The sequence below is a fragment of the Streptomyces sp. NPDC029836 genome, from assembly GCF_055574495.1.
This window is the reverse complement of the sequence record NZ_JBVHZI010000006.1, coordinates 117661-140709: the sequence shown is the minus strand read 5'-3', so window position 1 is coordinate 140709 and position 23049 is coordinate 117661. Positions and strand designations below refer to the sequence as shown.

Here is a 23049-nt window from a genome sequence, read left to right as displayed (position 1 = left end):
CACGAATGCGCCCCCCGTACGGCCCTGAGTGGCCGTACGGGGGGCGTTGTTGTTACCGGGCGGGCCCGGCCTGCCAGAGGGCGAGTAGGACGCCCACGACGGCCACCAGGGCCGCGAGGGACGGAAGGGGCCATCGGCCGCGTTCGAGGTTGTCGAGGCGCTGCTCGTGGTCGGCGATCTGCTTGTCGGTCTGATCGCTGCGCTGTACGAGCAGGGCGAGGGAGCCGTCGATACGGGTCATGCCCACCTCGACGACGGCGCGCAGCCGTTCGAGTTCGAGGGCTACGCCAGTGTCGTCCGGGTGCGGCGGGGTCACTCAGCGACCTCGTCGACCAGGCCCAGGCCCACGCGATCGAGCAGGGCCTCGACAGTCGGCAGGGCCATGACGCGGGCGAGGCCACCAGCGGCGGCCAGGGCGGCGGCGACCCACGGCAGGGTGTCGGGGATACCGGCCGCGCCGATGATGGCGGGCAGGGCGACGGCCAGGGCGACCGTGGTCTGAATGATCGTGCGGACGGTGCGCTTCGCGGCGTTGGTCATGTGGGGCTCCTTCGGGGTGGGGGTGGGGTTGGGGCGGGGTCAGACCTTGGGGACCTTGAGGGCCGCCCAGGTCTTCGGGCCCGGCCACCCGTCGGCGCCGATACCGGTGTGGCCCTGCTTGCGCTGGTAGGCGGCGTAGCTCTGGCGGTCGGCGTCGGTCCACTGCGGGCCGGGGCCGCTGCGGTACCGGCCGCAGCCTTCTGCGACCAAGCGCCGGCCCATGGCGGTCACGATCGGCGAGCGGGGCGCGCTCTTGAACCACGCGGCCCCGGGGAACGGCTCGAACTTCGGGCCCGGGGTCGGGACGGGCCCGGGGCCGGGGGTGCCGCCGGGGCGCGGTGCGCCGCGCTGGACCCACGCGTACAGCGGACCGCCGGGGCAGGCGGTCGGGTGCCCGTCCTTGTGGCCCTTGATCTCGTCTCCGGCGTCGCCGTCGGCGCGAAGCCATGCGACGGCGTCGAGGATGCCGTCGAGCTGGGCGGGGGTCGGCTCGGTCAGGCCGGAGTTTCCGACCATGGCGCACACGGCGTAGTGCTGCCGGTTCAGCGCGGACGTGCCGTTGGCGCCGGTCTGGTGGTGCGCTCCGCGGCCTTCGTAGACGTAGCCGTGCGGGCACACCATCGCCGAGTAAGCGATATCCGAATAGTCCTCGTCGTCGTCGGCGAGGTGCTGCGCCTGGATGGCGCGGACGCGTTCGGCGCACTGGGCGTGCGCGTCGGGGTTGGCGAGGCTCGGGGGGACGTACGAGCCTTCGTAGTGGACCTTCACGCCCCGGGTGTCGGGGATGCGGGTGAGCTTGTAGCGGGAGGCGCGGGCGCCCCACTGGGCGCGGCTGATGAACTTCACGCGGGGCCCTTTCTGGGCATGGCTGTGGCCCCCGGCGCGGTGCGCGGCGGGGGTGCGGCGGGGAGAGTGGGTTACGCGGGCAGCAGTTCGCGCAGGGCGGCGACGATGCGGCGCGAGAGGTAGAAGTGCCCGGCGTCCGTGGGGTGGACCAGGTCGGTGCCCACGTAGGTCGCGGCGTTGCCGGTGGTGATCCACGGGCCGTGCGTGGCGACGGCCTGCCCGGTCGCGGCGTAGATCGTGCCGGTGACCGGTGATACGAACGGGAGACCTGCGAGGGCGGCGGCGGCTCTCAGGGTCTCGTCGGTGGCGATCAGGCTGGGGGCGGGTGTCCCGGTGGGGGCCCAGCAGCCGAGCACGTACGTCTCACACGCGGGTAGGCCCTGTTTGATCTGGGCGTACAGGGCGTCGGCGGCGGCCCGGATGACGGCCTGGTCGTTGCCCGCGACGTCGTTGTACCCCCCGAAGATGATCAGCCGGTCGGGGGTCCATCCGATGATGTCAAGCGGGGCGCGGGTGCCGAAGGTGGCGAACGTTCCCGGGTTGACGTACCCGGTACCGCCGCGCCCCGACTCCCACACGTCGGTGGAACCGAGCAGGCGGGCGGCGCGCGCCACCCATGTGCCCTGTCCGCCTCCCGTGTTGTGGGCGCTTCCGTCGCTGATGCTGTCGCCCAGGACGGCCAGGCGCCCGCCCTGCAACGGGACGCGCCACATGCCGGCCGACGGGGGGAGGTAGACCCCTCCGAACGGCATCGTGGTGCAGTCGAGCCGGACCGTCCGGGGGACGGCGCTGCCAAGGTCGATGGTGATCAGGTGTCCGGATCCGGCGTTGGTGCCGCCCGCCGGTTGGGTGGTGTCGCTGACCTTGCGCCCGTCGATGGTCAGGCGGAACTGTGACGCGGTGCTGATGTGCTTGTACCGGACCTGTATGTACCGGCTGTCGGTGCCGAACTCGACGGACCACACGGCCTGACCGGACGTGTAGAGGTTGGGGTACCTCGACGTCGGTAGTACGTACTGGTTGTCGGGGGTGCCGGTGCCGGCCAGGAACCCGCCCGCCCCCGCGAACGTGAAGACGCCCCGGACCTCGCTGCCGGTGAGGGCGACGGGGGCGGGCACGTGCCGGATGTATCCGGCGGTCGGGGTGGTGCCGAGCGTGGTCGTGATGACGGGGGCCGGTCCCGCGTACGGGGAATCCGCGGTGAGGGGGTCGGGCAGGTCCCGGCGGCGCCACTTCGTATTCGACGGTCCGGGCGGGCCCTGGATGCCCTGGGGGCCGGTGGAGCCCTTCGGGCCGGTCGGACCGGGTACGGCTAGGTAGTTGGGCTTGGTGGGGTCCGTGGGCGCGATGTCGGCGAGGTCGACATCGTCTTTCGCGGCGGGGATCAGGATGTTGTACGAGCGGTTCGTACCGACCCCGGCAAGCTGCTCGGTGACGACGTACGACCAGCCGGTAGGCGTCATCCCGGCCGCGTCCGTCGCGGGCAGGGTGACCGATATTCGGCCCTGCGGGTCGAGCTGGGCGGTGACCGGGCCGCCGAGAATGACGTCGGCGGCGCCGAAGGTCAACATCGCCGGGGCCCGGAAGGACACGGACCCGGTGAGGGGCTGGCCGTTGGGGAACAGGAAGCGTCCCCGAACGGTGACGACGGGGATGGTTACGGGCAGAGTTATGGCGGGGCTCCTTCCTAAGGGGTGCGAATCGGGTCGCTGGGCTTCTCGGCCTCCGAGTAGGTGTTCCGGCCGGTAGCGCAATAGAGGCGGGTCTCGATGTTGGACCCGGAGGTTTTACAGCGGTGCTCGACTTTCCACGACACGTATTCCATGTATTCGACGCCGTGCATGGGGACGGTGATTACGCGGGTGGTCCAGTCGGTTGCCGGGCAGTCGTATTCGGCGACGACCTGGGACCCGGTGGCGGACTCCTTGGTGACCTTGACCTGTCCCCCACCTGCGGCGGCGTAGGTTACGAGCGTGATCTCGGCGACGGCGTTGATGGCCGGGCCCCCGCCCCACCACGCGATTTCGTAACCGGTCTGTCCGGTGTCCTGTCGCTCGGTGGGGTGGAGCTGTAGCGGAATCCACGGACGGCCCAAAAATCGGTCCGAGTAGAAGTCGTCCATAACGAGCTGACGGTTTTTCGCGCCCTCGTCCCGCGACTGAATGCGGATCATCTGACTCGTGGTGGACACGTCGTGTCCGACGGTCAGGGCCGGGGTGCCGTCCTCGCGGGCGAGCTTGATACCCCAGTCCCCTTGCGGAGTCTGTCCGGACTCGAACACGACCTTTCCGGTCGGGGCCTGGGCGATCAGCCGGCCACCCTCGCCGATCCGGATATCGCCGTGCATGATCTCGGTCAGGGCCGGACGCATCTGGGCGCGCCCGGCGAGTTCGCGCACGCGCCGTTCGAGGTCGCGGACGCGGTCGAGCAGGTCTTGCGGAACAGCGGCCATCAGGGCAACTCCAGAAAGAGACGGGCGACTTCGGGGCGTCCGCGCTCCGGCGCGGTGATGGCGACTCCGACGACCCGGTACCGGGCGTCGAGGCCGTCGGGCCACATCAGGTCGTTGATCCGCAGGCGGACGGTCGCGCCGAGCAGGGCGGGGGTAAGGGGGGTGCGGGCGAGGGCGACCGTGACCTCGGGGATCGTGCGCGGGGTGCGCGCGGCGGCCCAGTCGCCTGCGGCGTGCCGGTTGAGGGTGGCGAGCTGTTCCACGGTGGTGTGGTCGCTGGTGCCGTCCAGGCGCGGCCACCCGGCGGCGTGCGCGGCGGTGTCGACCAGCTCGGCCGACATGAGCGGCACGGAATCCGCGGCGGCGTTCGTGTTGATGGCGGCGCCCCGGGACTGCCACACGGTGGCCTGCTTAGTCGCGTCGACGGGCCACGTGTACGAGAGGACCGGGCCCGGCCGGGTGAGGACGATGTCGCTCCGGCCGGTGCGGATGACCGGGTGTCCCAGCTGCAACCGCTTGATCCGGCGCCCGCTTACGGGGTCGCGGTGCGCGGCGATCCGCCACTCGAACCCGTTCTCGACCCCGGCGAGGCCGTCGAGCATTTCGCGGATGGTCTTGAGGTCGTAGCGCGAGTAGGTGCGGTCCCTCAGCACCCCGGAGGTGCGGGCGTCGTACTCGATGCCGATGTCGCCGCCGGTGGTGTCCTGGGCGTACTCGACCATGTACCGGGCCAGGTCGAATTGGTCCATGCCCTCGGCGACGCCGGACGTCATCAAGAGCCGGTGGTCGAGGTAGCTCTCGAACGATCCGGCCTGGACGCCCATGGACAGCCGGCCGCGCTCGTCGCTTCGTATCTCGGTCGTCCATATCAGACCGCCCCACCAGATGTCGCCGCCGCGCTCCAGCCACAGGGCCGTGCGGCCGGGGACGACGGACTCACGGACGCGGGCAGCGATCCGGGCGTTCGGGATGGGGATGGTGCCGGTACAGCTGCCGATCTTGCCTATGAAGGTGTCGAGGGAGACGCCGTGCAGCGGCAGTACGTCGAGCAGTTGATCGGAGCGGAGATCACAGATCAGGGCGCGGTACGCGCTGGTTATGGGCGCGGCCATGAGATCCCGTTGAGGTAGATCGACCAGCACGAGGCGCTGGCAAGGTTGAGGGTGAACGTGGTCCGGCCGACCAGGGCGCCCGTCGGGGCGGTGCTTCCCGCGACGCCGCACGGCAGGTGCAGCCAGAACGGCGCGGGGATGGTGCCGGGCAGGAACAGCACGTTGGTGCCGTTGGCGATGTTGCCCCCGCCCGACTTGGCGATCTCCCCACGCAGCCATACGCGGTCGTTGTGGATGGCGTACTGCGTGGGCGAGTGCGCGGGCGCGACCAGGCCGGCGGGAAGGGAAAGGGCCTGCCACTGAATGGGCTTGATCACGGGCTCCCACGCGGTCCCGCTCCAGCGCTCCAGCTCGGCCCCGTTGTCGCGGTACTGCCCGGGATACCCGCCGTTGAAGGAGAGGGAGTAGCCGCGCGGCACGATCCCGCCGTACGCGGACGTGTACCGCCTGCGGTCCGTGAGCGCGGACGCCCAGCTGATCCCGCCCGTACCGGCGGACGTCCCGGCGGGTACAGCGATCTCCCACAGCCGCAGCGACGAGTTGGGCAGGCCCGGCGCGCTCGGCGTTGCGCTCGGCGTGCCGGTGACGATCTCCAGCTGTACGGCCGTCTGCTGGCTGGTGTCGTACAGCGCGTCGTACAGCCGGATCGCGACGGCGTCGATGCGGGGGTGCTGGGCGTGCCCGTCCGGCACGGTCAGGGTGACCGGCGCGGTCACGGCGACCGGGTAGGCGCCCTGGGCGGTGGTGCCCTGGATGATGGCGCGGCCGGTGTTGATCTGCACCTGCATGGCGCCTACGCCGGTGGCGGCCAGTCCGCTGCCTCCGGCGATCAGTCCGTCGCGGGTGGTCAGGGTGCCTTCGGGCGCCATGGTGCCCAGGGGGGCGAGGCGGGTGTCTTCGCGGGTCTGTCCGTTGGGCAGCAGCCATCCGGCGCGCACGGTCATAAGGGGGTCCTCCTACCAGTAGGCGGCGCGGTAGCGCACGGTGACGGAAGCGGCGGGGTCGTCGCTGCCGGGGGCGGCCCGGAAGATCAGCGCGGTGGGGCCGGGCGGCAGGGTGTACGCCTCTTCGGCGGCGCTGCGCGAGGTGGCGGTATAGAGGCGGCTGGCCGTGCCGTTCAGGACGACCGTGCCGTCTGCGGTGTCGATGGTGAGCCGGTCCTCGGCGGCGAGGTCGAGGTCGTATTCGAGGACGGCGCCGGTGGTGATGTTGGTCAGGGACGGCATGGACACGGGGCCCTGGAAGGTGACGACGGGGTGCGTGTCCGCGTCCCCGTCGTTCACGGCGATCAGGGTTCCGGTGGCCCCGGGCGTACCGAAGTCCAGCGGCTCGGCCAGGTGCTCCGGGCCGGGGTCGGTGTGCCAGTCGAGACCTTCCTCGGCCTGCGGCAGTCGGGCGGCGGCCTCCTGTTCGTGGATGCCGTAGCGGCGGGAGTCGGTCGCCTCCCACTGGAGTGCGGCCCCGGTGATGACGCCCTGCCGGTATCCGGTCGTGACGGGGATGTGCCGCCGCAGGATCCGCGCGTGGACGAGCAGGGGCCCGCGCTCGTCGAGCCACACGGCGAGGGGCTGCTCGTCGACGACGACGCCAGTAGCGGCGTTCAGCGCGCCTACGGCCTCACCGATCCGGTGGGACGGCGTCCGTATGAACAGCGGGTCAAGCGTGATGGTGCGGGCCTGGGCGAACAGACTGCCCGGGTAGGCGCCGTGCCCGCCGGCCCGCAGGACGGTGCCGGAGTCGAGCGGGGGAAGGGACTCCCACCCGGCGAGGGTCTTCCACCGGTACGGCGTCCCCGCGCCGAGCAGCAGGTCGCCGAACTGGACCTGCCCGGGGGAGGTGAGCTGATCACCAGCGGACATCAGCTCACCCCCGTGCCTTCGCGGCCCACGCGAGCGCGCGGGCGTTGTCGTCGGGTGTGCCGTTCTCGGCCGCGTGCCAGTGCTCGACGTGCACCATCGCGCCGCTTGCGCCCCCGGCCGTGCCGAACGGCGACGTCTGCCCGAACGGGCCCGCGCCCACGCTGGCGCCCGCGAACGCGAGGGCCGGCGCAGCGGGCGGGGTGACGAGCTGGCGCATGGTGCGGTCGACCGCGCCCTGTCCGGACTCGATGCCCTTGACCAGACCGGCCGGGATCCACCGGCCGACGTCCCGCGCCATGACGCGCGACGGGGAGTGGATCCCCAGAGCCTTGGCGATCGGCCCGGGGATCAGATCCTTTGCCCAACCCATCAGGGTGGAGCGGAGCCACGAGCCCATTGACTGAATGCCGTTCCACAGGCCGCGCACGACGTCGCGGCCCTTGTCGACCAGGAGCGAGCCCAGGTTCCCCAGGGCGGACGACAACATGCCGGGCAGGCCGCGCATCCACGCGACGGCCTCGTTCGCCTTGTTGACCACGCCGTTCTTGAAGTCCGACATGGCTTGCACCGCGCGGTCCCGCAGCTGGCCGACCATGGGAGCCACCGCGGAAGACGCGCGGCCGGGCAGGCCGCGCAGGAACTCAACCGCCTTGTCGAAGCCCGCGCTGATCCACTCGCCCAACTTCCCGGCGATCTGTCCGATCAGCTGACCCGCGTTGGACACGGCCTGCTTGGCGAGGTCCCACGCCTTCCCGAAATCGCCGTTCAGCAACGCCACGACGGCGCTGATGACGGGTACGACGACCTGCGAAATGACGGCGGCCAGGCCGTTCGCGAAGATGCCCGCGAGCTGTCCGATCAGCCCGATCAGTGGGGTGATCAGCGGCATCAGCGCATTCAGTGCGCCGATGAGCAGCTGACCGATGGCGGGCAGCAGCGGGGCCAGGGCGACGAGGACCTGACCGAAGGCCGCGCCGATCGTCGCGAGCGACGGAGCGAGGGCAGTGATCAGGTTCGCGAGGATCGGCAGGATCGTTTCTGCCAGTTCCCCGATGACGGCCGCGAACGGGGTGATCAGGCCCGGGAGTTGGGCCAGGATCGGGGACAGCGCACCGGCCAGTGCCTCGACCAGGATCCCGACGGTGGGACCGAGCTGTACGAGGATGTCGCCGAGCGCGTTGAGCAGGGGCGTTACGGCGGGCAGGACGGAGGCGACCAGCGCGCCGATGACCGGCAGGAGCGGCGAGACGGCGTCGATCAGCGTGCCGAAGGCGCCCGCGACCGCGCCGAGCACGGGCCCGAGCGCGTTGACGATCGGCGCGAGGCCGTCGCCCAGGGCCGTCATCAGCCGCGCGAGCGGCGGGCCCAGGGAAGCCAGTGCGGGGGCGAGCGCGTCGAGCAGGGTCTCGACGAGCGGCGCGAGCGCCCCCATGAGGGCCGACAGCACCGGTCCGCCGGCCTCGGCCAGCGTCCCGATGAACCCACCCAATGCGGGCAGGATGACGGACAGTCCCTCGAAAAAACCGGTCAGCCCCTCAGCCGCTCCGGCCGCGCCGGAACTGACCCCGTCGAAGAAGCCAGACAGACCGTCGCCGAGCAGGCCGAAGCCCCCGGACAGGGCCTCGACGACCGGCTGTGCCGCCTGGACGACGTTGACCAGGCCGGGCATGACGTTCTTGACCAGATCGCCGATGCCCGCGACGAGCGGCTGAACCATCGGGGCGACCCCGGCGAACAGCTCGCCCAGTCGGGGCGCGATGTCCTTGACGGTCTGGCCGATCTGCCCGGCCGCCTCGACGAACGGCTTGACCAGCGGCTGAGCGGCCTTCTGGACGGTGGCCTTGGCCGACTCGGCCATGTCCGAGAACGCGGTCTTAACCTGCTCGTTCTCAGCCAGGACTTTCGCGCCCAGCCCGATGATGGCGAGCGGGACGGCAGCGACCGCGCCGCCCGCCACCAGGGCGCTACCGGCGAGAAGCTTGGTCGAGGTGGCGGCGGCGCCCAGCAACGGGCCGATGCCGGCCAGGCTGCGCCCGGCCCGATCCGCGCCCGCCTCGAACCCTCCGGCGAGGCCCCCGCCCATCTCGGAACCGGCGGCGATGAACCGCCCGCGCATGTCCCTGAGACGGCCGTCAGCGTCGCGCTGGAGCCCTTCGAGAGCCGCCTCGGTGCGCTCGACACCGGCCTGTGCGCCGGAGTCGTCGAGGTCGATATATCCGGTCAGCTCACCGATGGTGAGTGCCAAGGGGAGATCACCCCCTTGGCCACCGGTCAGGCGGCTAACTCGCTATTTACATAGGCATGCCGGTAAGAGCTGCGATCTCGACCGGGTCGTTCACGGTGCGCGGTGTGCGCTGCCAGCGCTGCGCGAAACGGGACTCGGACGGCAGTCCGCCGAGCAGGACCAGGAAGCGGCGCACGGGCATCTGCGCGACCTGGTCCTCATCGAGGTGGTACTCGCGGGCGAGGTCCGCCTCGACGGACGCCCAGTTGGTCAGGACCGCTTGCCAGAACTCCGCGGCTTGCCCTTCTTCCCCTTCGGGCGGGGGCGCGGCCGGGCTTTTCCCGCCGAGTCCTTGGCGGCCTCGCGGGCGTCGTGCGCCTCGGCGGCCTCGGCCATGGTCATGGAGCCGGGCGAGGTCATGTTCGACGTCGACCACAGCAGGACGATGCCGAAGGAGCGGTCATCCATCCCGTTCTCGGCCCAGTGGTCGACGGCGTCCGGCCCGAACAGCGCGGCCAGAAGCCGGCGGATGTCGTCGGGGTGGGCGCTGTTGTGCACGCGGTGAAGCTGTAGCGCGAAGATCGTGGACAGCTTCGGCGGCAGCACGTAGTCACGGCCGTACAGGCGCAGCGGAACGCCCTGGGGCGCGGTCCGGGTCTGCTCGGCGAAGAACGCGTCGAAGTCGGCGACCTCGGCGGTCTGGTCGGTGTCGTCGTGGTTCTCGATCACGGGGCGACCGCCATGGTCGTGGCCGCGCCGCACCGGGTGAAGGTGGCCGACCAACTCGTCTTGTCGTTGTTGCCGCCGCCCTGCTCGCCGGGGGAAACCGTGGCCTCCCACACGCGCCACACGGTCTGTGTCTCGTGCCGGTACCGCAGGCGGTTGCGGGACTCGTAGCCGAGCCGTTCGGCCCAGTCGTTGTCGATGTACGCCTGCCCGACGTCGCGGGCCTTGGTGGCCTTGTTGATGCGGTACTTGCCCTCAAGGGACAGGGACGCGCCGCGCTGCATGACGTCCTGCTCGTACTGCCCGTCGGAGTCGAACGCGACCGTTTCGGTCGTCTCCTCGTTCTCGCTGGGGTTGTAGTTCCACGTGTCGATACCGGCGATCGGAAGCCAGACGTCCGGGTCCGAGTCGGTGTCCTCGACCTCGAAACGCCAGCCTCGGGCGTCGATGGGGCGGGTGTCCGCCATAGGGGGTGCTCCTTACAAGGTGGTGGGGGCGGCGAGGGCGAGGTCGAGGTTCACGACGTGCTCGTGCCTGCCGGATGAGTCGGGCCCCATGGGGGCGGGGAGGCCGCGCGCGGTCACGAGGGTGAGCCAGATACCGCCGGGCAGCTCGACCCCTGCGAGGCCGTGCAGCGCGTCGTGCAGGGCCTCGCACCGGTCGCGGGAGACGCGCGGGTCGGCGGTGCCGCGCACCCGGATCTGTAGGCGCCGGTCCTGGTCGTCGTCGCGGGAGGCGTGCGCGCCCGCGTCGTACAGGGCGAGGGACACGGCCCGGTCGGGGGCCGGCGGCATGGCCTCTACGAAGCAGTCGCCGGACACGCCCGCCGGGTCGTAGACGACCAGGGCCCGCGCGGCGAGGTACCGGGCGAGGGAGTCGAGCGGGCTAGCCACGTAGGGACCGGCGCAGCTGCGCGGCGATGATGGCGGCGGCCTGGTCGGCCTGCTCGGTCATCGGCCCCTCCAAATACTTGGCCGTTCGCCCGGCGTCGTGCCGGTAGTTCAGCTCCTCGTGCTGCCGGACCGCGTACGGGGTGTCGTACGAGATCGCGGCGGTGAGCGAGGACTCGTCGACGGTGGCCGTGCCGGACCGTTCGAGGGTGGCCTCCTCGATCGGGACGCGCTTACGGGATTCGGTGAGGACGTGCTCGGCGGCCAGGCGCAGGCCCCGCAGCGCCCCCGCGCGGGTGCCGCGTAGGACGGCGTCACCGTTGAGCCGTAGACGGCTGCGCTGCGGGCTCACTCGCACATCACCTCCATGCAGTCGGGGACGGGCAGGCCGGGGGCGCTGTGGTCGGCGACGGACAGGGCGGTCGTGATCCGGCCGGACGGGAGGGTGATGCGGGATCCGGGCGGGCAGTCGAGGCCCGGGGCGGTGATGACCTGGGCGGTCGACACGGTTTCGCGGCCGTCGCTGGCCCGTCGGACCTGCCGGACGGTCGGGGCGACCATGGCCCGGACGTCGGGGACGGGCGGCCCGTAGGCGGGCCCGTAAGCGGTATCCCCGAGGTACGGCTCGACCGTGACGCGCTGTGTCAGGAACGCGGCGGGGATGATCACCAGATCACCCCCGGCAGCAGACCGACCGAGCGCAGCGCCCGGTACGCACGCGGTGCGAGGTCGAGCCCGGACGCGTCCCCCGGGCCGTCCCGGCGCCCGGAGAGGGCAACCGGGCCGATGCTGACGGAGTCCCACCGGGCCCCGGCGCCGGTCCCGTCGTCACCCGACGCGAGCCAGAACTCGGCCTGCGCACACGCGGCGTTCGCCAGGGCGGCGACGATCTGCGGGTCGGTCGGGTCTCCGTCGTCGTCGACGTCGTACACGGCGGTGAGTAGCGCGTCGTCGACGTCCTCGGACGCGCGGGCGAGCAGGCGGGCCGCGTCGCCGTCCGGCGCGGGACGGCCCATCCACATCGCGAGCTGTTCGGGCGTGGCGTAGACGCGACCCACCGGCTACTCCTCCTTGCCCTTGGACGCAGAACGCCCCGCCGGCTTCTTCGCGGGCGGGGCGTCCGGGGAGTCATCCGACGGGCTGTCGGGCGGTGCGGGATGGTGACGGCGTAGCAGCATGGGGAATCGTTTCTCCGGGGTCAGGACGCGGCGAGGGTGCCGACGCACACGCCCCGGTCGGCGAGACGCTTCACGGCGTAGTGCATGGTCGTGGTCACGACGGTGGAGCGTCCGAGGATGTCGCGGTCCGACTCGACCAGGGGCCTGCGCTTGTAGAGCAGGCCCAGCGACCCGGTCTTGATGAGCAGGAACTTTCCGGCGCTGACGCGGTTGGTCACGAACACGGACACCCCGCCGATTCGGCCGATGCTGCCTGAGGCCGCCGCGGATTCGCCGCTGCCCAGCTTGGCCGCGTCGATGAACTGCGGGTCGGCCATGGCCTCGCCCAGCTGCACGGAGTTGAGGTAGATCCCCGAGAAGTCGGACGGCTCCCACTCGTCGCCGAACTGGCCGATCGCGGGCACCATGGCGTCCAGCCACGTGAACTTGGTCTTTCCGGCCGCCGTGGTGATCTTGAGCGGCTGGCCTCCGCCCTGCGCGGTCTCGTCGGCCTGAGCCTGGGCGATCAGCGCGGCGTCGATCTTCCGCGCGGCCAGGATGCCGAACTGTCGGCGGGCCTCCGCCTCCGGGTCGCCGAGCGACACGAGGCGCGCCCGGTCGGTGATCTCGACGGCCTTGCCGACTTCCTTGATCGTGGCCTCGGCGGAACTGGTGGACATCGGGGTCGGCGTCATGGGCGTGCCCTCGGACAGGTCGTCCAGCTCGCCGAGCGCGCCCCACTTCGGGAACTCGATCGTCTGGCCCGGTGCGCCCTCAAGGGTGTTGTCCTCGACAACGGCCGTGGATCCGGCGACGCGCACCTTTCCGAGGAACTGCGCCTGCGCCATGTCGCCCCAGACCTCGGGGACGATCATCTGTGCGCTGGTGGTCTGCGGCATTGCTGCTCACTTTCTCCGGCGCACGGGGGCGCCGGGCGGGGGCCCGGCGCGGTGCCGGGAGGTATCAACCGGCGAGGCGCCGGTACGTGGTGGGGTCGGTCTGGAACAGCTCGGCGCGCGCCGTGTAGTCCATGGCTGCGAACTGGTCGGCGGTGACGCCCTGCGGGGGCGCGCCGCCGAACTCGCGCCCTCCGACGGGCGGGCCGGTGATCTTGGCGCCGAGTCGGGGGTTCGCGAGGACGGCGGCCTTGATCGCGGCGGTGACGGCGTCGGTGTCGGCCGGGTCGACGTCGGCGAGGGCGGCGGCGAACTGGCGGGAGTCGAGCAGGGCGTCAGGGTCGGCCCCGGCCGCCGCTGCGGTGCGGTACACGGCGAGCTGTACGGCGGTCTGCCGGGCCTGGTCCTGCGCGCTGGTGAGCTGCTGGGCAAGCTCCTCCGGCGTCGCCTCCTGGCCCGCCTTGGACGGGTCGAGGATGCCGAGCAGCTGCGCGGTCAGCTCGGCGCGGGCGGTGTCGGCCGCTGCCTGCTTGGCGTTCACCCGGCCCTTGCCGGCCTCGGCGCGGGCGGCGGCGAGGTCGGCCTCAAGCCGGGCGATCGTCGCGGCCGGGTCCTGCTCGCCGGGGGCCGGCGCGGCCGGGGGTGCGGCGGGCGTGGGCGCGGTGTTCGGGTCCTGCCCGGGGGCCGGGCTCGGGGTGCCCTGCTCGCCGGTCGGGCCGGGGGTGGGGGTGCTCATGGTGGGTGCCCTCCTGGGGCTGGTGGGCCCGCTCCTGGCGGGCGTGTGGGCATGCAAAAAGGGCCCGCACCTGGCGGGCCCTTCGGGTGGTGCTCGGCACACTGGGTGCCCTGCCTCTTCGCCGGGCCCGCAATGGGGCAGGCTTGGGGCATGACTCATGGGGAGGAACCGTTCCGCGTGTCCGTCACGGAATCGGGCGGACGTGTGGCGGTAACCGTGGCCGGGGAACTGGACTACGACACCCGGCCGCCGCTGCGCGCGGCGCTACGGGCGGCGATCACGGGCGGCGCGCACCGCGTCGACGTCGACATGCGGGGCGTGACGTTCTGCGACTGCTCGGGGCTGAGCGTCCTTCTGGCGGCCCGTACGGACGCGCGGCGGGTTGGCTGCGCGTTCGGACTGCTGGGGCCGCTGACGTCCATCGTGGGGCACCTGTTCCGCCTGGTGGGCGCGGCCGGGACGCTGCCGGTCGGGCCGGCTACTCCGGGCGCGGCTGCCCCGACTGTCGGCGCCCCGCCGCGTAGCCCTTGATCCACGCGGTCCGCAGGATGTCGTCACGGCCGTACGGGCACACGGTCGGCGGTTCGCCTGCGCGCCCGGCCTCGGTGCCCTTCTGGTGCGCCTCGACGATCTGCGCGCGTGCCCCCACGGTTCACCTCTTGTTCTGCTGGTCGGCTTCGTTCTTCTCGGCGCTCTCGGCCCAGCGCTGGCGCTGCCCGGTCGCCTTCGTGATGAACTCGGCCTGCGTGAGCCTGCCGTGCTCCTTCCACCACTCTTTCAGCTCGTCGCTGGCGCGGCTGTAGGCGATCCGGGCCGGGCCTGAGAACAAGCCCCCCGGGTCGTGTCCGGCGGCGGCGGCCTTCCTGTTGAGCAGGTACCCATTGCAGTCCTGTTCGGCGGCGAGGTACTGCCGATAGACGTACTCGTCGTACATCTCGCGGGCCTGGCGGCGGGTAATCCGCGGGCCCTCCTCGTGCTCCCCTTCCTCGGGGGCGGCCGGTGCGGGTGCTCCGTCCCCGGCGGCGACGGCGGCCCACACGGCGTCGTCTGCCAGGGCGCCCCACCCGTCGGGGTCGGGCGCGGGCGCGAGGGCTTCGGCGAGGGCCTGGCGGTCGGCGAGCAGGTCGTCGACGGCGTCGCCGGTGCTGGCCGGATGCGGCATGTCGACGGCGTCGCGGCGGTCCATCTCCTCGGCGATCCGCAGTAGCTCGGAGGGGTCGGCGTAGGACATGGCCCACGCGAGGGTGTCGTCGTCGGCCTGGTCGAGGTCGGCGCGCAGCGTTCCGCCGGGGAAGGTGCGGGCGAGCAGGTCGCGGCGGGCGGCCTCGGCGGCGGTGGCCTCCTGATCGTGGGGCGCGTCGCGGTAGCGGGCGGCGAGCTGGTCATCGGAGAGGTGCACCAGGTCCGCGCGCACGCCCAGCAGAGTCCCGGCGCGGTTGCGGCGGTGGACCTCGGCCATGACGCGCACGGTGTCGGCGTCGTCGAGGTGCGGGAGGATCCGCGCGAGCTCGTCATCGGACAACGCGAGCAGGTCGTCGACCAGCCGGCCCCCGGGGCGCGCCTGGTCGAGCAGGGCGGCCAGGTCACGGCGGTCCGCCTCGACCTCGACCCGCGCGCGGGCGTGGTCGTCGAGCAGGGTGGAGCGCATCGCGGCGGCGAGCTGGTCGTCGCTCATCTCACGCGGGGTGCTCTCGTCGCCGGAGAACAGCCGGGCGGCCTCGACCTGCTCGGGCGTCGGCGCGGTGCGCGGCTCGGGCAGGTTCGACGCTCCGGGCTGCTCCCGCTGACGCAACCGGCGTAGGTCGGGGTGCGCGGCGAGGTGGGTGCGCATGGCGCCCTGCCACTGCCGGAGCCGGATCCCGGCGGCGCGCTTCGCCTCGGGGGTGACGGCGGCGGCCTGGCGGCGTTTGTACTGGCGGATCTTCCGCTCGATGGCGCGCTGTCTCTGCCCGGCCTCGTACCCGTCGGGGTCGCTGGTGGCCTTCTCGACGACCGTGAGACCCGGGGTGTACGTGCTCACACTGTGGCGACAGTTCGGGTGTTGCAGCCCTGCGAGGCGGGCCTCGTCCAGCGATCCGGCCACGCGGACGGGGATCATGACGTCGTCCTCGGTGGCGTGCTCGACCTCGACCGTACGGGCGCCGGCCGGGCCGCTGATCGACAACACCTTGCCTTCCCACGGGCGACAGAGCGGGCACTCGCGCGGGGAGTCGGAGACAACGACCAGGTCGACGCCGTGCTCGGCGAGCGTGCGCATGTGGGCTTCGGTCGCGGCGCGCCCGGTCGCGGTCCGTACAGCCATCTCCGCGTAACTCGTGAGCTGCCAGCGGCGGCCGGACTTGTCGCGGAAGGACGTCACTCCCTCGTCTGCCCATCGCCGCATGGCGTCCTGCGTGGCCTGGCGGCGGGTGCCGGTGCCGAGTGCCACGGTGGCCGTGACCTCCGAGACGACGGCCCGGAAGCGGTCGACGACGGCCCGCAGGATTCCGCGGTGGGTCGAGGTGACCACGTCGACGGTTTCCTGTGCGAGGCGGTCGACGGCCTGCGCCTGGGGTAGCCGGTCGTCGACCAGCCGGCGCCCGTCGTCGGACAGTGCGCCCAGCTCGGCGACGGCGGCGCGGTGGCCCCGGTTGTAGGACTCGGCGACCGCGTCGAACACGTCGAGGGTGACGGCCTGGTGCAGCTCGTTGACCACGGCCTGTGAGGCGCGGCGCATGGCCTGGACGGCGCCGAGCTTCTGCTCGGCCCAGCTGGGCGCGTCCAGACCTGCGGCGAGTTGGCGGGCGATGATGCCGAGTAGCCGGTCCTCGGCGGCGGCGTACAGGTCGCGGGTGCGCTCGGCCAGGGGCTCGACCATGCCCGGGTGAATCGGCACGCTCTCACCTCCTGCCGGTCACGCTGCGAGCGGGAAGTTCCCCACGGGGTCCGGCGCGGTGGCGCCGGTCTCGGCGAGGATCGCCTCGACCTCGGCCCGTACGGCCGTGTCGTCCCACTCGGGGTGCAGGATCCGGACCTTTGTACCGGTGGACACGGCCCCGGCGCGGGCGAGCAGGTCGAGGGTCGTAGCGGTCTGCTGCTCCGACTCCGCGACCCCGTCGCCGAACTCGACGCTCGGGCGCTCGGGCGCGAGGGAGCTGCCGAACTGGACGGCGTCGAGCCACAACATGACGTGCAGCATGTCGGCGAGGGCGTGCCGCCAGTACCCGGATTTCTTCTTCCGGGTCACCATCGACCGTTGGTCGCGGCTCTCGGACTCGGTCGCGGTGATCGCCTCGCCCTGGCCGTGCAGGCCGAACGACTGGGCGGAGTAGCCGGCCGACTGGGCGGCCTGCCTCATGATCGCCTCGGCGGTCTGCTGATGCTCCGCGACGCGTATGTCGAACTGGTTCAGCGTGATGCCGGTCCCCTCGTTGGGCGGCATGTTCAGCTGCTCGTACACCTCGCGGTCGGCGTCGAAGGCTGCTCCCCTGCCCGGTCCCTCGCTGCGGAGATACCCGGTCGGGACGATCAGGCGCGCACGGGCGAGGCGGATGTCGCGCATCCAACTCGTCCACACCTCGTCAAGGTTTTCGAACAGGTCATAGAGCGGGGCGGCGTAGTCGCTGCGGCCGATCGGGGATCCGCGGTGGCTTCTGTTGGGCCCGATGTTCGGCACGTAGGTGCAGGTGAGCAGGGGGATACCGGTGCTGATCGTCTGCCCGTCCCCGCCGGGGTCGAGGGAGTCGACCAGGTCGGCGGTCGCGGGGTGCTCGGCGAGCGGGACCGGGCGGCCCACGTTGTTGGACGTCCCCCGGTACAGCGCGTGGATGACACGGCCGGGCTCGTGCCGCTCGAAGTGCCGCCACACGGTGACGGTGTCCCCGCTGGGCAGCTCCTCCCAGAACGTGCAGGCGCGCAGCATGCCGAACCGGTGCTCGGGGATCGCGGCGTCGGGCTGCACCACGGTGAGCAGGGGACGGGCCGCAAGGGTCTTGTCCCACGTGACCCGGAGGTACACGCCGCTGAGAGCGGCGGCCTGCTCGGCCGCGCCCAACAGGGTCTGCTGTACGCGGCCCTCGTCGAGCAGCTGCTCGATACGGGCCTGAGTCAGCTTGTCCGGGGTCCGTACGGCGGGCATGTCCGCGAACAGCAAGTCGGCGGACACCGTCGCGATGTCGCCCGGCAGGGGGATGTGCAGGCGGTTGTCACGGCCCGCCGTCGGTTGGGAGCGGCGGCCCCACAACCGGCGGCGTCCGGGCTGCTCCTGGACGTCGCCGTGCAGGCGGGCCAGACGCTTCGAGTCGCCGGAGTACCACGCATCATCGATGCGGATCCGGTCGTAGATCGGGGCCCACTGCGGGGGTGGCCATGCGGCGCCGGTGTCAGGGAGTGCCACGGGTGGTCACCTCCTCGGACAGGGGTATGTGCACGGTGGCGGTGAGCGGCTGCTCGCCGTGGTGGATCCGCCGGCCCTCGCGGTCGAGGACGTACAGGCAGGCGTCGACCCCGTCGCGGGCGTGCATGCGGACGTCGTAGACCAGGGCCGGGGGCAGGCCCAGAGCGCGGCAGGCGGCGCGGCGCTGGTCGAGGGTGATCGTGGTGGGGATGGCGGTGGGGGCGCTCATGTGGGGGATTCCTAGGGCGGTGCGGTGAGTAGGTGCCGCCACTCATGGGCGGTCGAGTGGACGACGTAGCGCAGGGCGTCACAGGAGTGGTCGGCCTTCTTCACGGGCTTGTCCTCGCCCCGGGCGGCGGCGGCCTCGTCCCACACGTAGCCGGGCAGCTCGTCGAGCAGGCCGGCGCACGATCGGTGCACGCGCAGTAGGCCGGCGCCGAGCAGGGATGCCACGGACCGAATGCCGTCGGTGACCTCGTTCGAGGCGCGGGCGACACCCTCGTACGAGTCGGCCCACAGCTGCGTGATGAACGATGCGGCGGAGGGGTCGCAGAACGTCCATTCGGGCCGTACGCCCAGGTCCGCGATCCACTTACGCAGGGCGGCGGAGTATTGGGCGTCGGTCATCTGGCGGCGCGCCGTGCGGGAGTCGTAGCGCCACTCGGCGCACACGTACAGGACCCCGTCGACGCCTTCGCCCAGCAGGATCGCGCTGGTGGCGTTCACGGTGCCGTAGTCGATGCCTATCCAGTGGCGGCGCATCTGCGGCAGGGTGTCGACGACGTGCTCGTCTTCGTCCCACATGTCGTAGATGGCGCCCTCGGCCTGGACCCACAACCCGAGGACGTTGCGCTTGTAGAACAGGCCGCGGTGGGTCGACTTGATGCGCGCTTTGTACTCGTCGTCCAACCCGGGGTTGTCGTCAAGCTGGAAGTGCCACGACTTGAGGCGGGCCTCGCGCGGCCGGAGGAGGTACTCCTTCCTGAGCCAGTGCGCGGGGTTGTCGGGGTTGGTCGTCCCGAAGATCTTGGATCCGGGGACGGAGCACCGGGCGGTGAGCTGGTCGAAGAACGTCTTAGGGAGGGTGGTGGCCTCGTCGACGTACGCACCCGCGCACGTCAAGCCTCTGACCTTGGGTTCCGCCTGGGCGTCGTTGGCGCCCAAGGCGTGCACGGTGCGGCCCATGACGGTCGCGGTGGGGGCGCCGCTGGTGTAGTGAATGTCCTGCGCGACCTCGCCGAACACGTCGGGGTTCGTGAGCGGTCCGAAGATGTTCCGGGCGAGGCTGTCGCGGGTGCGGCCCACCATGATCAGTTCCCCGCCCGTGGGCGGGTCGGCGATGTACCCGAGCCATCGGAGAAGACTGGCGATCGTCTTGCCCGACCTGACCGACCCTTCCCACAGGTTCAGGAACGCCTCGGCCTCGACTATTGAGTCGATTTGCTTGGTGGACAGGGCGAGGTCAGTCGGCATCGGCGGCCTCGCTGGCGTGGCGCTCGGCGTAGTTCCGGGCGAGGCCTTCCATGAGCCGGCCGATGACCGAACGGGACTCCTCGCCGGCCTCTTCGCGCGGCGGCGCCAACTTGAGGGAGCGGTCAAGGGCTGTACCGGCGGTCGCCATCATCGTGCGGCGGTCGGCGGGGGTCGGCTCGGGCTGCACCCGCTCGGCGTAGGTGTGGTCCTTGCCGCCCCACTCGAAGTACAGCTGCGGTTGCGTCATCCGGCCGACCTCGCGTTCGGCGACGTCGTGCAGCGTGATGGCGAGGTCGGCGCGGCGCGCGGCGAGGTCGGCGCGGCGGACGCGGGTGGCGGTCTCGACCTCGGCGGCGCGGTCGAAGCTGAGCGGCGGGTCGAGGTTCGCGGCGATCTTCGACACGGTCGAGGGTGAGCGGCTGATCTTGCGGGCGATGTCGTTGCGGCTCATGCCCTGGGCGTGCAGGCGGCGAACTGCGGTGCGGTCCTTGTCGGTGATGGGGCGCGCCATGGGTTCACCTCCTGCCCGGCCAGGGGCCCGCAGGGGGGCATACAAAAGCGCCCCGCCGGGGAGGTGGCGGGGCGCTGGTGTGGAGCGACTGTTTCCGGGCATGCCGGGGTCGCCTCGAACTTTAGGTCACGGAAAGGTAACGGCGCAAGTCCTTGTCGGACGGGCGCGCGTACAAGGCCGCGACCGGTCGGACGGCGCGCCCCGCCTCTCGGACGACGGGGCGCACAAGTCAGGAGGCGACGTGCGCCCCGTAGGGCGGCGCGGGCAGATGCGGGCTCACCCCGGGGGCGGGCTGTCGGACGTCATACGCGCTGCTCACGGGCGCCGTGGCGGCCTGCCCGTACAGCTGGTAGGCGAGGATCCGCGGTGCCGTGTCCGACGGGCAGACGCCGTGATGCCACGCGGTCCGGTAGACGTTGGCGAGCTGTCCGACGGCGGCCCGGATCGCGTCGGACGCGTTGACGCCGGGACGCATAAGTACGGCGAGGTCGTCGGACAGAGCTTGGTCAACGCGCACAGACGTGCGGGTGCCGATGGCCGGCGCGGCCGTTCGCGGGGCGCCGGTAGGGTTGGGCGTAGCCATGGGGTGTCTCCCTTGGTGAGTCGGGCCCGGGACGGTTGTGGAAGATCCCCCGGGCCCGCATTGCTGTTCGGGCGGGTTGGTCAGTGGTCGGTCTGCGTGCTGCCCTCAATCTGGCACTCGCCGCGTGCCTCGTCCGGGTCGTTCCCGTCTCCGGTGCGCCACACGAGCACGCGGGCCCCGCTGCGGGCGAGTTCATCCGTAAGCCGCTGCCCCATGACCTGGTTGGCGAGGTCTTCGGCGGTCTCGGTCGTCTCGACCACCTCGGTCGCAACTTCTTCCCACTGGTCGTTACCGGTGGCGCGGTGCAGGGTCCAGACCGCTTCCCAGGGGTAGTCCTTGATCACCTGGTACGCGTGGCGGGCGCTGCACGAGATCTCCCGGGCGATGGCCGGGGCGCTCATCCCGTCTACGTGCGCGTCGACGATCACGCCCGGCAACGCCTGTTCAAGGGCTTTGGACAAGCGGCGGATGAGTCCGGCCTGAGCCAAGGTGAGCGATCCGCCGGCCTGCTCGGCGACGTCGTCGCGCTCCCGGTCGGACTTGGCGGAGCTGTACCGCTCGGCAAGCGCAGTAAGGCCGTGGGCGGCCTCCTGCTGGGCGCGGTGGCGTTCCTGGTCCGCCTCGTGGGCCACGATCAGCTCCAACATCTTCGCGCGGATCTGGTCGGCCGCCTGCGGCTCCGGTGTCACGCGCTTGTGTCGGCTGGCCCGAACCGCCTTGATGATGTCCTCGCTGCACCAGATGGTGACCTCCTCGGCTGCGGCCAGTCCCTCGGAGCCTGCGCGCTGCCCGGCCTCGTCCGTCGGGCGCTTCTCCGGGTGGGTCCACTCGCTGAGGTCGGGGCCCTGCTGGTCTTCGCTCATGGCTGCTGCTCCTGGTGGTGGTCGGGCCCGCCCCACGGGTGTGGGGCGGGCGGTGGGGGCCTACTCGGGGGGGAAGGCGAACACGCATTGCGAGGACGGATACATGTCCTCGACGGTCCACCCGCGCGTGGTCAGGCGGTACGAGAGGCAGTCCAGCGACGCCCCGTGCCACGGGTCGTCATGCCGGACCGTCCGGCCGCCTTCGAGCCAGTACACGGCCACGCGCCGGCCCCCGCGCGGCTCGACCATGTACCCGCGTACGGCCTGCTCCTCCTCGGCCGGCGCGCTCACGTCGTGCCGGTCGGTGAGGCGGGCGACGGCCAGACCGGACAGGGCCTCGCAAGCGGCGCGCACGTTCGGGTGCGCGGCGTGGCTGGGGGTACTGCCCTCGGTGGTGCCCATGTGCTCGACGATCACGCCCTCGACGACGCGGCGGGCGGGTGCCTGCTCGGGCGTCCCGTAGCGGGCGGTCGCGGCGGCCTTGCGGGCGTCCATCTCGCTGCGCCACGCGGCGCGGTCGGCGGCGGCCTTGGCCTTGACGCGCTCGACGGCGGCGGGTGCGAACCGTGCACGGACGACCAGCTTCTCGGGCTGCTCGGCGAGCGCGGCGTCGCCGAACAGTGCGCCTTGCTCGACGGGCCCCTCGACGGCGAACAGGGTGTCGGTCGCCTGCTGCTCGCCGATCCACTCGCCCCGCCACGTGCCCGTGTCGGCGTCCGCCTCGGTGGCCAGGGCGGCGGCGTAGAGGGCTTCGGCGTCCTCGACGGTGGAGACAGCGGCGCCGATCTCCTCGGCGTGCTCGACGGCGTCGGCGGCGCGGGTGACGGTGGCGAACGCGGCGGCCTCCTCGTCGGCGGCCTGGGAAACCGCGGTGGTGTTCAGCGGCCGGGACTGAATGCAGAACGTCGGCGTGCGGCCGGTGTCGCGGGCGGTCTCGTCGGCGGCGGCGTCGGCGGCGGCCTTCGTCGAGTAGGTGCCGATCAGCGTCCGCTTACCGATCTTGCACGCGCAGTTGGTGTGAACGGTGGTGATCATCTCCGTGATGGTGCTGCCACCCCGGCGGAAGGCGCGCGCGGCCACGCGGACGACGTCGGCCGGCGCGGCCTCGACGGGTGCTTCGGGCTCGGCGGCCGGGATGGCGGTAAAGGTGCCGCGCTGGTCGCACGGGGCGAGCAGGCCCTCGGCCTCGCAGAGGATCAGCAGGAAGCCCCAACGGGTGTTCCGGTCGACGTCGAGTCCCGCAGCCTCGTACAGGGCGGTGACGCGCTCGACGTTCCATTCGCCCCCCTCGTTCAGGACGGCGGCGCGCAGGAAGGCGCGCGGGTCGACGGCCTCGACGATCTCGGCAACCTCGACGGCGGCGGCGGCCAGGGGCGATGCGGCGGCGAGCGACCGGGCGTAGGCGCGGGCCTCGGCGGCCTTGATGCAGCGGGCGCAAAGCTGCTGGCCACCCGTGGGCCCGTCGTTGTACTCGCTGACCTCGCGCCCACAGAGCGTGTCGTCGTTGTTCGAGTAGTGGACGCGGCGGCCGGTGCCGACCTCGCAGTACCGGACCCCGGCGCGCTCGGCGAGGGTGGGCCCCTCGATGGCGCGGTCGGCGGCGACTTCCTCGGCGGCGACGCGGTCGGCCTGCTCGGCCTTGGCGCAGGACTTGCAGATGCGGGCCGCGATCGGGGTGTTCGGCTCGTGCATGAGTTCGCGGCCGCAGTAGCTGGTGTGGGTGCCGGGGCGGGCGTAGTGGCCGGTGTTGCCGTAGCCGTGTGCGTAGGTGTCCATGGGGTGTCTCCCGTGGTGGTGGTGGTCCGG

Annotated in this window: 28 protein-coding genes; 1 reads left to right on the top strand and 27 read right to left on the bottom strand. The window is 71.9% G+C overall.

The window, feature by feature from the left end:
- Positions 1-52: 52 nt before the first annotated feature.
- From ACZ4XJ_RS19285 to ACZ4XJ_RS19200, 18 genes are all read right to left on the bottom strand, one after another.
- Positions 53-316 carry a hypothetical protein gene (locus ACZ4XJ_RS19285; RefSeq protein WP_468496847.1) on the bottom strand — a complete coding sequence of 88 codons (264 nt, stop codon included), beginning with the start codon at positions 314-316 and terminating at the stop codon, positions 53-55.
- On the bottom strand, positions 313-540 hold the full coding sequence (locus tag ACZ4XJ_RS19280) for a hypothetical protein (RefSeq protein ID WP_468496846.1): 228 nt from the start codon (positions 538-540) through the stop codon (positions 313-315). The genes ACZ4XJ_RS19285 and ACZ4XJ_RS19280 overlap by 4 nt, the downstream gene beginning before the upstream one ends.
- 39 nt (positions 541-579) lie before the next feature.
- The gene (locus ACZ4XJ_RS19275) at positions 580-1386 is read right to left on the bottom strand and encodes a peptidoglycan-binding protein (protein ID WP_468496845.1); all 807 of its coding nucleotides are present in this window, start codon (positions 1384-1386) and stop codon (positions 580-582) included.
- Positions 1387-1457: 71 nt separating this feature from the next.
- Positions 1458-2978: an SGNH/GDSL hydrolase family protein gene (locus ACZ4XJ_RS19270; RefSeq protein ID WP_468496844.1), complete on the bottom strand. Its 1521-nt coding sequence runs from the start codon at positions 2976-2978 to the stop codon at positions 1458-1460.
- 95 nt (positions 2979-3073) lie between these two features.
- A complete protein-coding gene (locus ACZ4XJ_RS19265) occupies positions 3074-3838 on the bottom strand; it encodes a hypothetical protein (RefSeq protein WP_468496843.1) in 765 nt (254 codons plus the stop codon).
- Positions 3838-4950, bottom strand: coding sequence for a hypothetical protein (locus ACZ4XJ_RS19260; RefSeq protein ID WP_468496842.1), 1113 nt, complete (start codon positions 4948-4950; stop codon positions 3838-3840). The genes ACZ4XJ_RS19265 and ACZ4XJ_RS19260 overlap by 1 nt, the downstream gene beginning before the upstream one ends.
- Positions 4935-5894: a hypothetical protein gene (locus ACZ4XJ_RS19255; RefSeq protein ID WP_468496841.1), complete on the bottom strand. Its 960-nt coding sequence runs from the start codon at positions 5892-5894 to the stop codon at positions 4935-4937. Before ACZ4XJ_RS19255 ends, ACZ4XJ_RS19260 begins: the two co-directional genes overlap by 16 nt.
- A 12-nt stretch (positions 5895-5906) precedes the next feature.
- Positions 5907-6809 (bottom strand): phage distal tail protein, encoded by a 903-nt coding sequence (locus ACZ4XJ_RS19250; protein WP_468496840.1) that lies wholly within the window; start codon positions 6807-6809, stop codon positions 5907-5909.
- Between the two features lie 4 nt (positions 6810-6813).
- A complete protein-coding gene (locus ACZ4XJ_RS19245; protein WP_468496839.1) occupies positions 6814-9054 on the bottom strand; it encodes a phage tail protein in 2241 nt (746 codons plus the stop codon).
- A 46-nt stretch (positions 9055-9100) separates the two neighbouring features.
- Complete coding sequence (locus ACZ4XJ_RS19240; RefSeq protein ID WP_468496838.1) at positions 9101-9235, bottom strand: hypothetical protein; 135 nt, start codon at positions 9233-9235, stop codon at positions 9101-9103.
- Between the two features lie 68 nt (positions 9236-9303).
- On the bottom strand, positions 9304-9762 hold the full coding sequence (locus tag ACZ4XJ_RS19235) for a hypothetical protein (protein ID WP_468496837.1): 459 nt from the start codon (positions 9760-9762) through the stop codon (positions 9304-9306).
- Positions 9759-10226: a phage tail tube protein gene (locus tag ACZ4XJ_RS19230; RefSeq protein WP_468496836.1), complete on the bottom strand. Its 468-nt coding sequence runs from the start codon at positions 10224-10226 to the stop codon at positions 9759-9761. Before ACZ4XJ_RS19230 ends, ACZ4XJ_RS19235 begins: the two co-directional genes overlap by 4 nt.
- Positions 10227-10238: 12 nt before the next feature.
- Positions 10239-10652, bottom strand: a complete 414-nt coding sequence (locus ACZ4XJ_RS19225; RefSeq protein WP_468496835.1) for a minor capsid protein — start codon at positions 10650-10652, stop codon at positions 10239-10241.
- On the bottom strand, positions 10645-11007 hold the full coding sequence (locus ACZ4XJ_RS19220) for a hypothetical protein (protein ID WP_468496834.1): 363 nt from the start codon (positions 11005-11007) through the stop codon (positions 10645-10647). Before ACZ4XJ_RS19220 ends, ACZ4XJ_RS19225 begins: the two co-directional genes overlap by 8 nt.
- On the bottom strand, positions 10998-11318 hold the full coding sequence (locus ACZ4XJ_RS19215; RefSeq protein WP_468496833.1) for a hypothetical protein: 321 nt from the start codon (positions 11316-11318) through the stop codon (positions 10998-11000). The genes ACZ4XJ_RS19220 and ACZ4XJ_RS19215 overlap by 10 nt, the downstream gene beginning before the upstream one ends.
- Positions 11315-11707 (bottom strand): hypothetical protein, encoded by a 393-nt coding sequence (locus ACZ4XJ_RS19210; RefSeq protein WP_468496832.1) that lies wholly within the window; start codon positions 11705-11707, stop codon positions 11315-11317. Before ACZ4XJ_RS19210 ends, ACZ4XJ_RS19215 begins: the two co-directional genes overlap by 4 nt.
- Before the next feature lie 140 nt (positions 11708-11847).
- Entirely contained in the window at positions 11848-12705 is an 858-nt protein-coding gene (locus ACZ4XJ_RS19205) for a phage major capsid protein (protein ID WP_468496831.1), read from the bottom strand.
- A gap of 64 nt (positions 12706-12769) precedes the next feature.
- Complete coding sequence (locus ACZ4XJ_RS19200; protein ID WP_468496830.1) at positions 12770-13438, bottom strand: hypothetical protein; 669 nt, start codon at positions 13436-13438, stop codon at positions 12770-12772.
- 150 nt (positions 13439-13588) lie between these two features.
- Between ACZ4XJ_RS19200 and ACZ4XJ_RS19195 the strand changes: the two genes are divergently transcribed.
- Complete coding sequence (locus tag ACZ4XJ_RS19195) at positions 13589-13969, top strand: STAS domain-containing protein (protein WP_468496829.1); 381 nt, start codon at positions 13589-13591, stop codon at positions 13967-13969.
- Here ACZ4XJ_RS19195 and ACZ4XJ_RS19190 read toward each other — a convergent pair.
- The 9 genes from ACZ4XJ_RS19190 to ACZ4XJ_RS19150 all read right to left on the bottom strand — a co-directional run bounded on the left by ACZ4XJ_RS19190 (position 13917) and on the right by ACZ4XJ_RS19150 (position 23019).
- Positions 13917-14087: an Rmf/CrpP fold protein gene (locus ACZ4XJ_RS19190; protein WP_468496828.1), complete on the bottom strand. Its 171-nt coding sequence runs from the start codon at positions 14085-14087 to the stop codon at positions 13917-13919. The two genes, ACZ4XJ_RS19195 and ACZ4XJ_RS19190, sit on opposite strands and share 53 nt — an antisense overlap.
- A 3-nt stretch (positions 14088-14090) precedes the next feature.
- The gene (locus ACZ4XJ_RS19185) at positions 14091-16313 is read right to left on the bottom strand and encodes a phage minor capsid protein (protein WP_468496827.1); all 2223 of its coding nucleotides are present in this window, start codon (positions 16311-16313) and stop codon (positions 14091-14093) included.
- 18 nt (positions 16314-16331) lie between these two features.
- On the bottom strand, positions 16332-17813 hold the full coding sequence (locus tag ACZ4XJ_RS19180; protein WP_468496826.1) for a phage portal protein: 1482 nt from the start codon (positions 17811-17813) through the stop codon (positions 16332-16334).
- On the bottom strand, positions 17800-18042 hold the full coding sequence (locus ACZ4XJ_RS19175; RefSeq protein ID WP_468496825.1) for a hypothetical protein: 243 nt from the start codon (positions 18040-18042) through the stop codon (positions 17800-17802). Before ACZ4XJ_RS19175 ends, ACZ4XJ_RS19180 begins: the two co-directional genes overlap by 14 nt.
- 11 nt (positions 18043-18053) lie before the next feature.
- Complete coding sequence (locus ACZ4XJ_RS19170; protein WP_468496824.1) at positions 18054-19286, bottom strand: PBSX family phage terminase large subunit; 1233 nt, start codon at positions 19284-19286, stop codon at positions 18054-18056.
- Entirely contained in the window at positions 19276-19797 is a 522-nt protein-coding gene (locus tag ACZ4XJ_RS19165; protein WP_468496823.1) for a helix-turn-helix domain-containing protein, read from the bottom strand. The genes ACZ4XJ_RS19170 and ACZ4XJ_RS19165 overlap by 11 nt, the downstream gene beginning before the upstream one ends.
- Positions 19798-20026: 229 nt before the next feature.
- On the bottom strand, positions 20027-20380 hold the full coding sequence (locus ACZ4XJ_RS19160) for a hypothetical protein (protein ID WP_468496822.1): 354 nt from the start codon (positions 20378-20380) through the stop codon (positions 20027-20029).
- 80 nt (positions 20381-20460) lie between these two features.
- Positions 20461-21243 carry a hypothetical protein gene (locus tag ACZ4XJ_RS19155; RefSeq protein ID WP_468496821.1) on the bottom strand — a complete coding sequence of 261 codons (783 nt, stop codon included), beginning with the start codon at positions 21241-21243 and terminating at the stop codon, positions 20461-20463.
- Between the two features lie 60 nt (positions 21244-21303).
- Complete coding sequence (locus ACZ4XJ_RS19150) at positions 21304-23019, bottom strand: hypothetical protein (RefSeq protein WP_468496820.1); 1716 nt, start codon at positions 23017-23019, stop codon at positions 21304-21306.
- Between the last annotated feature and the right edge of the window lie 30 nt (positions 23020-23049).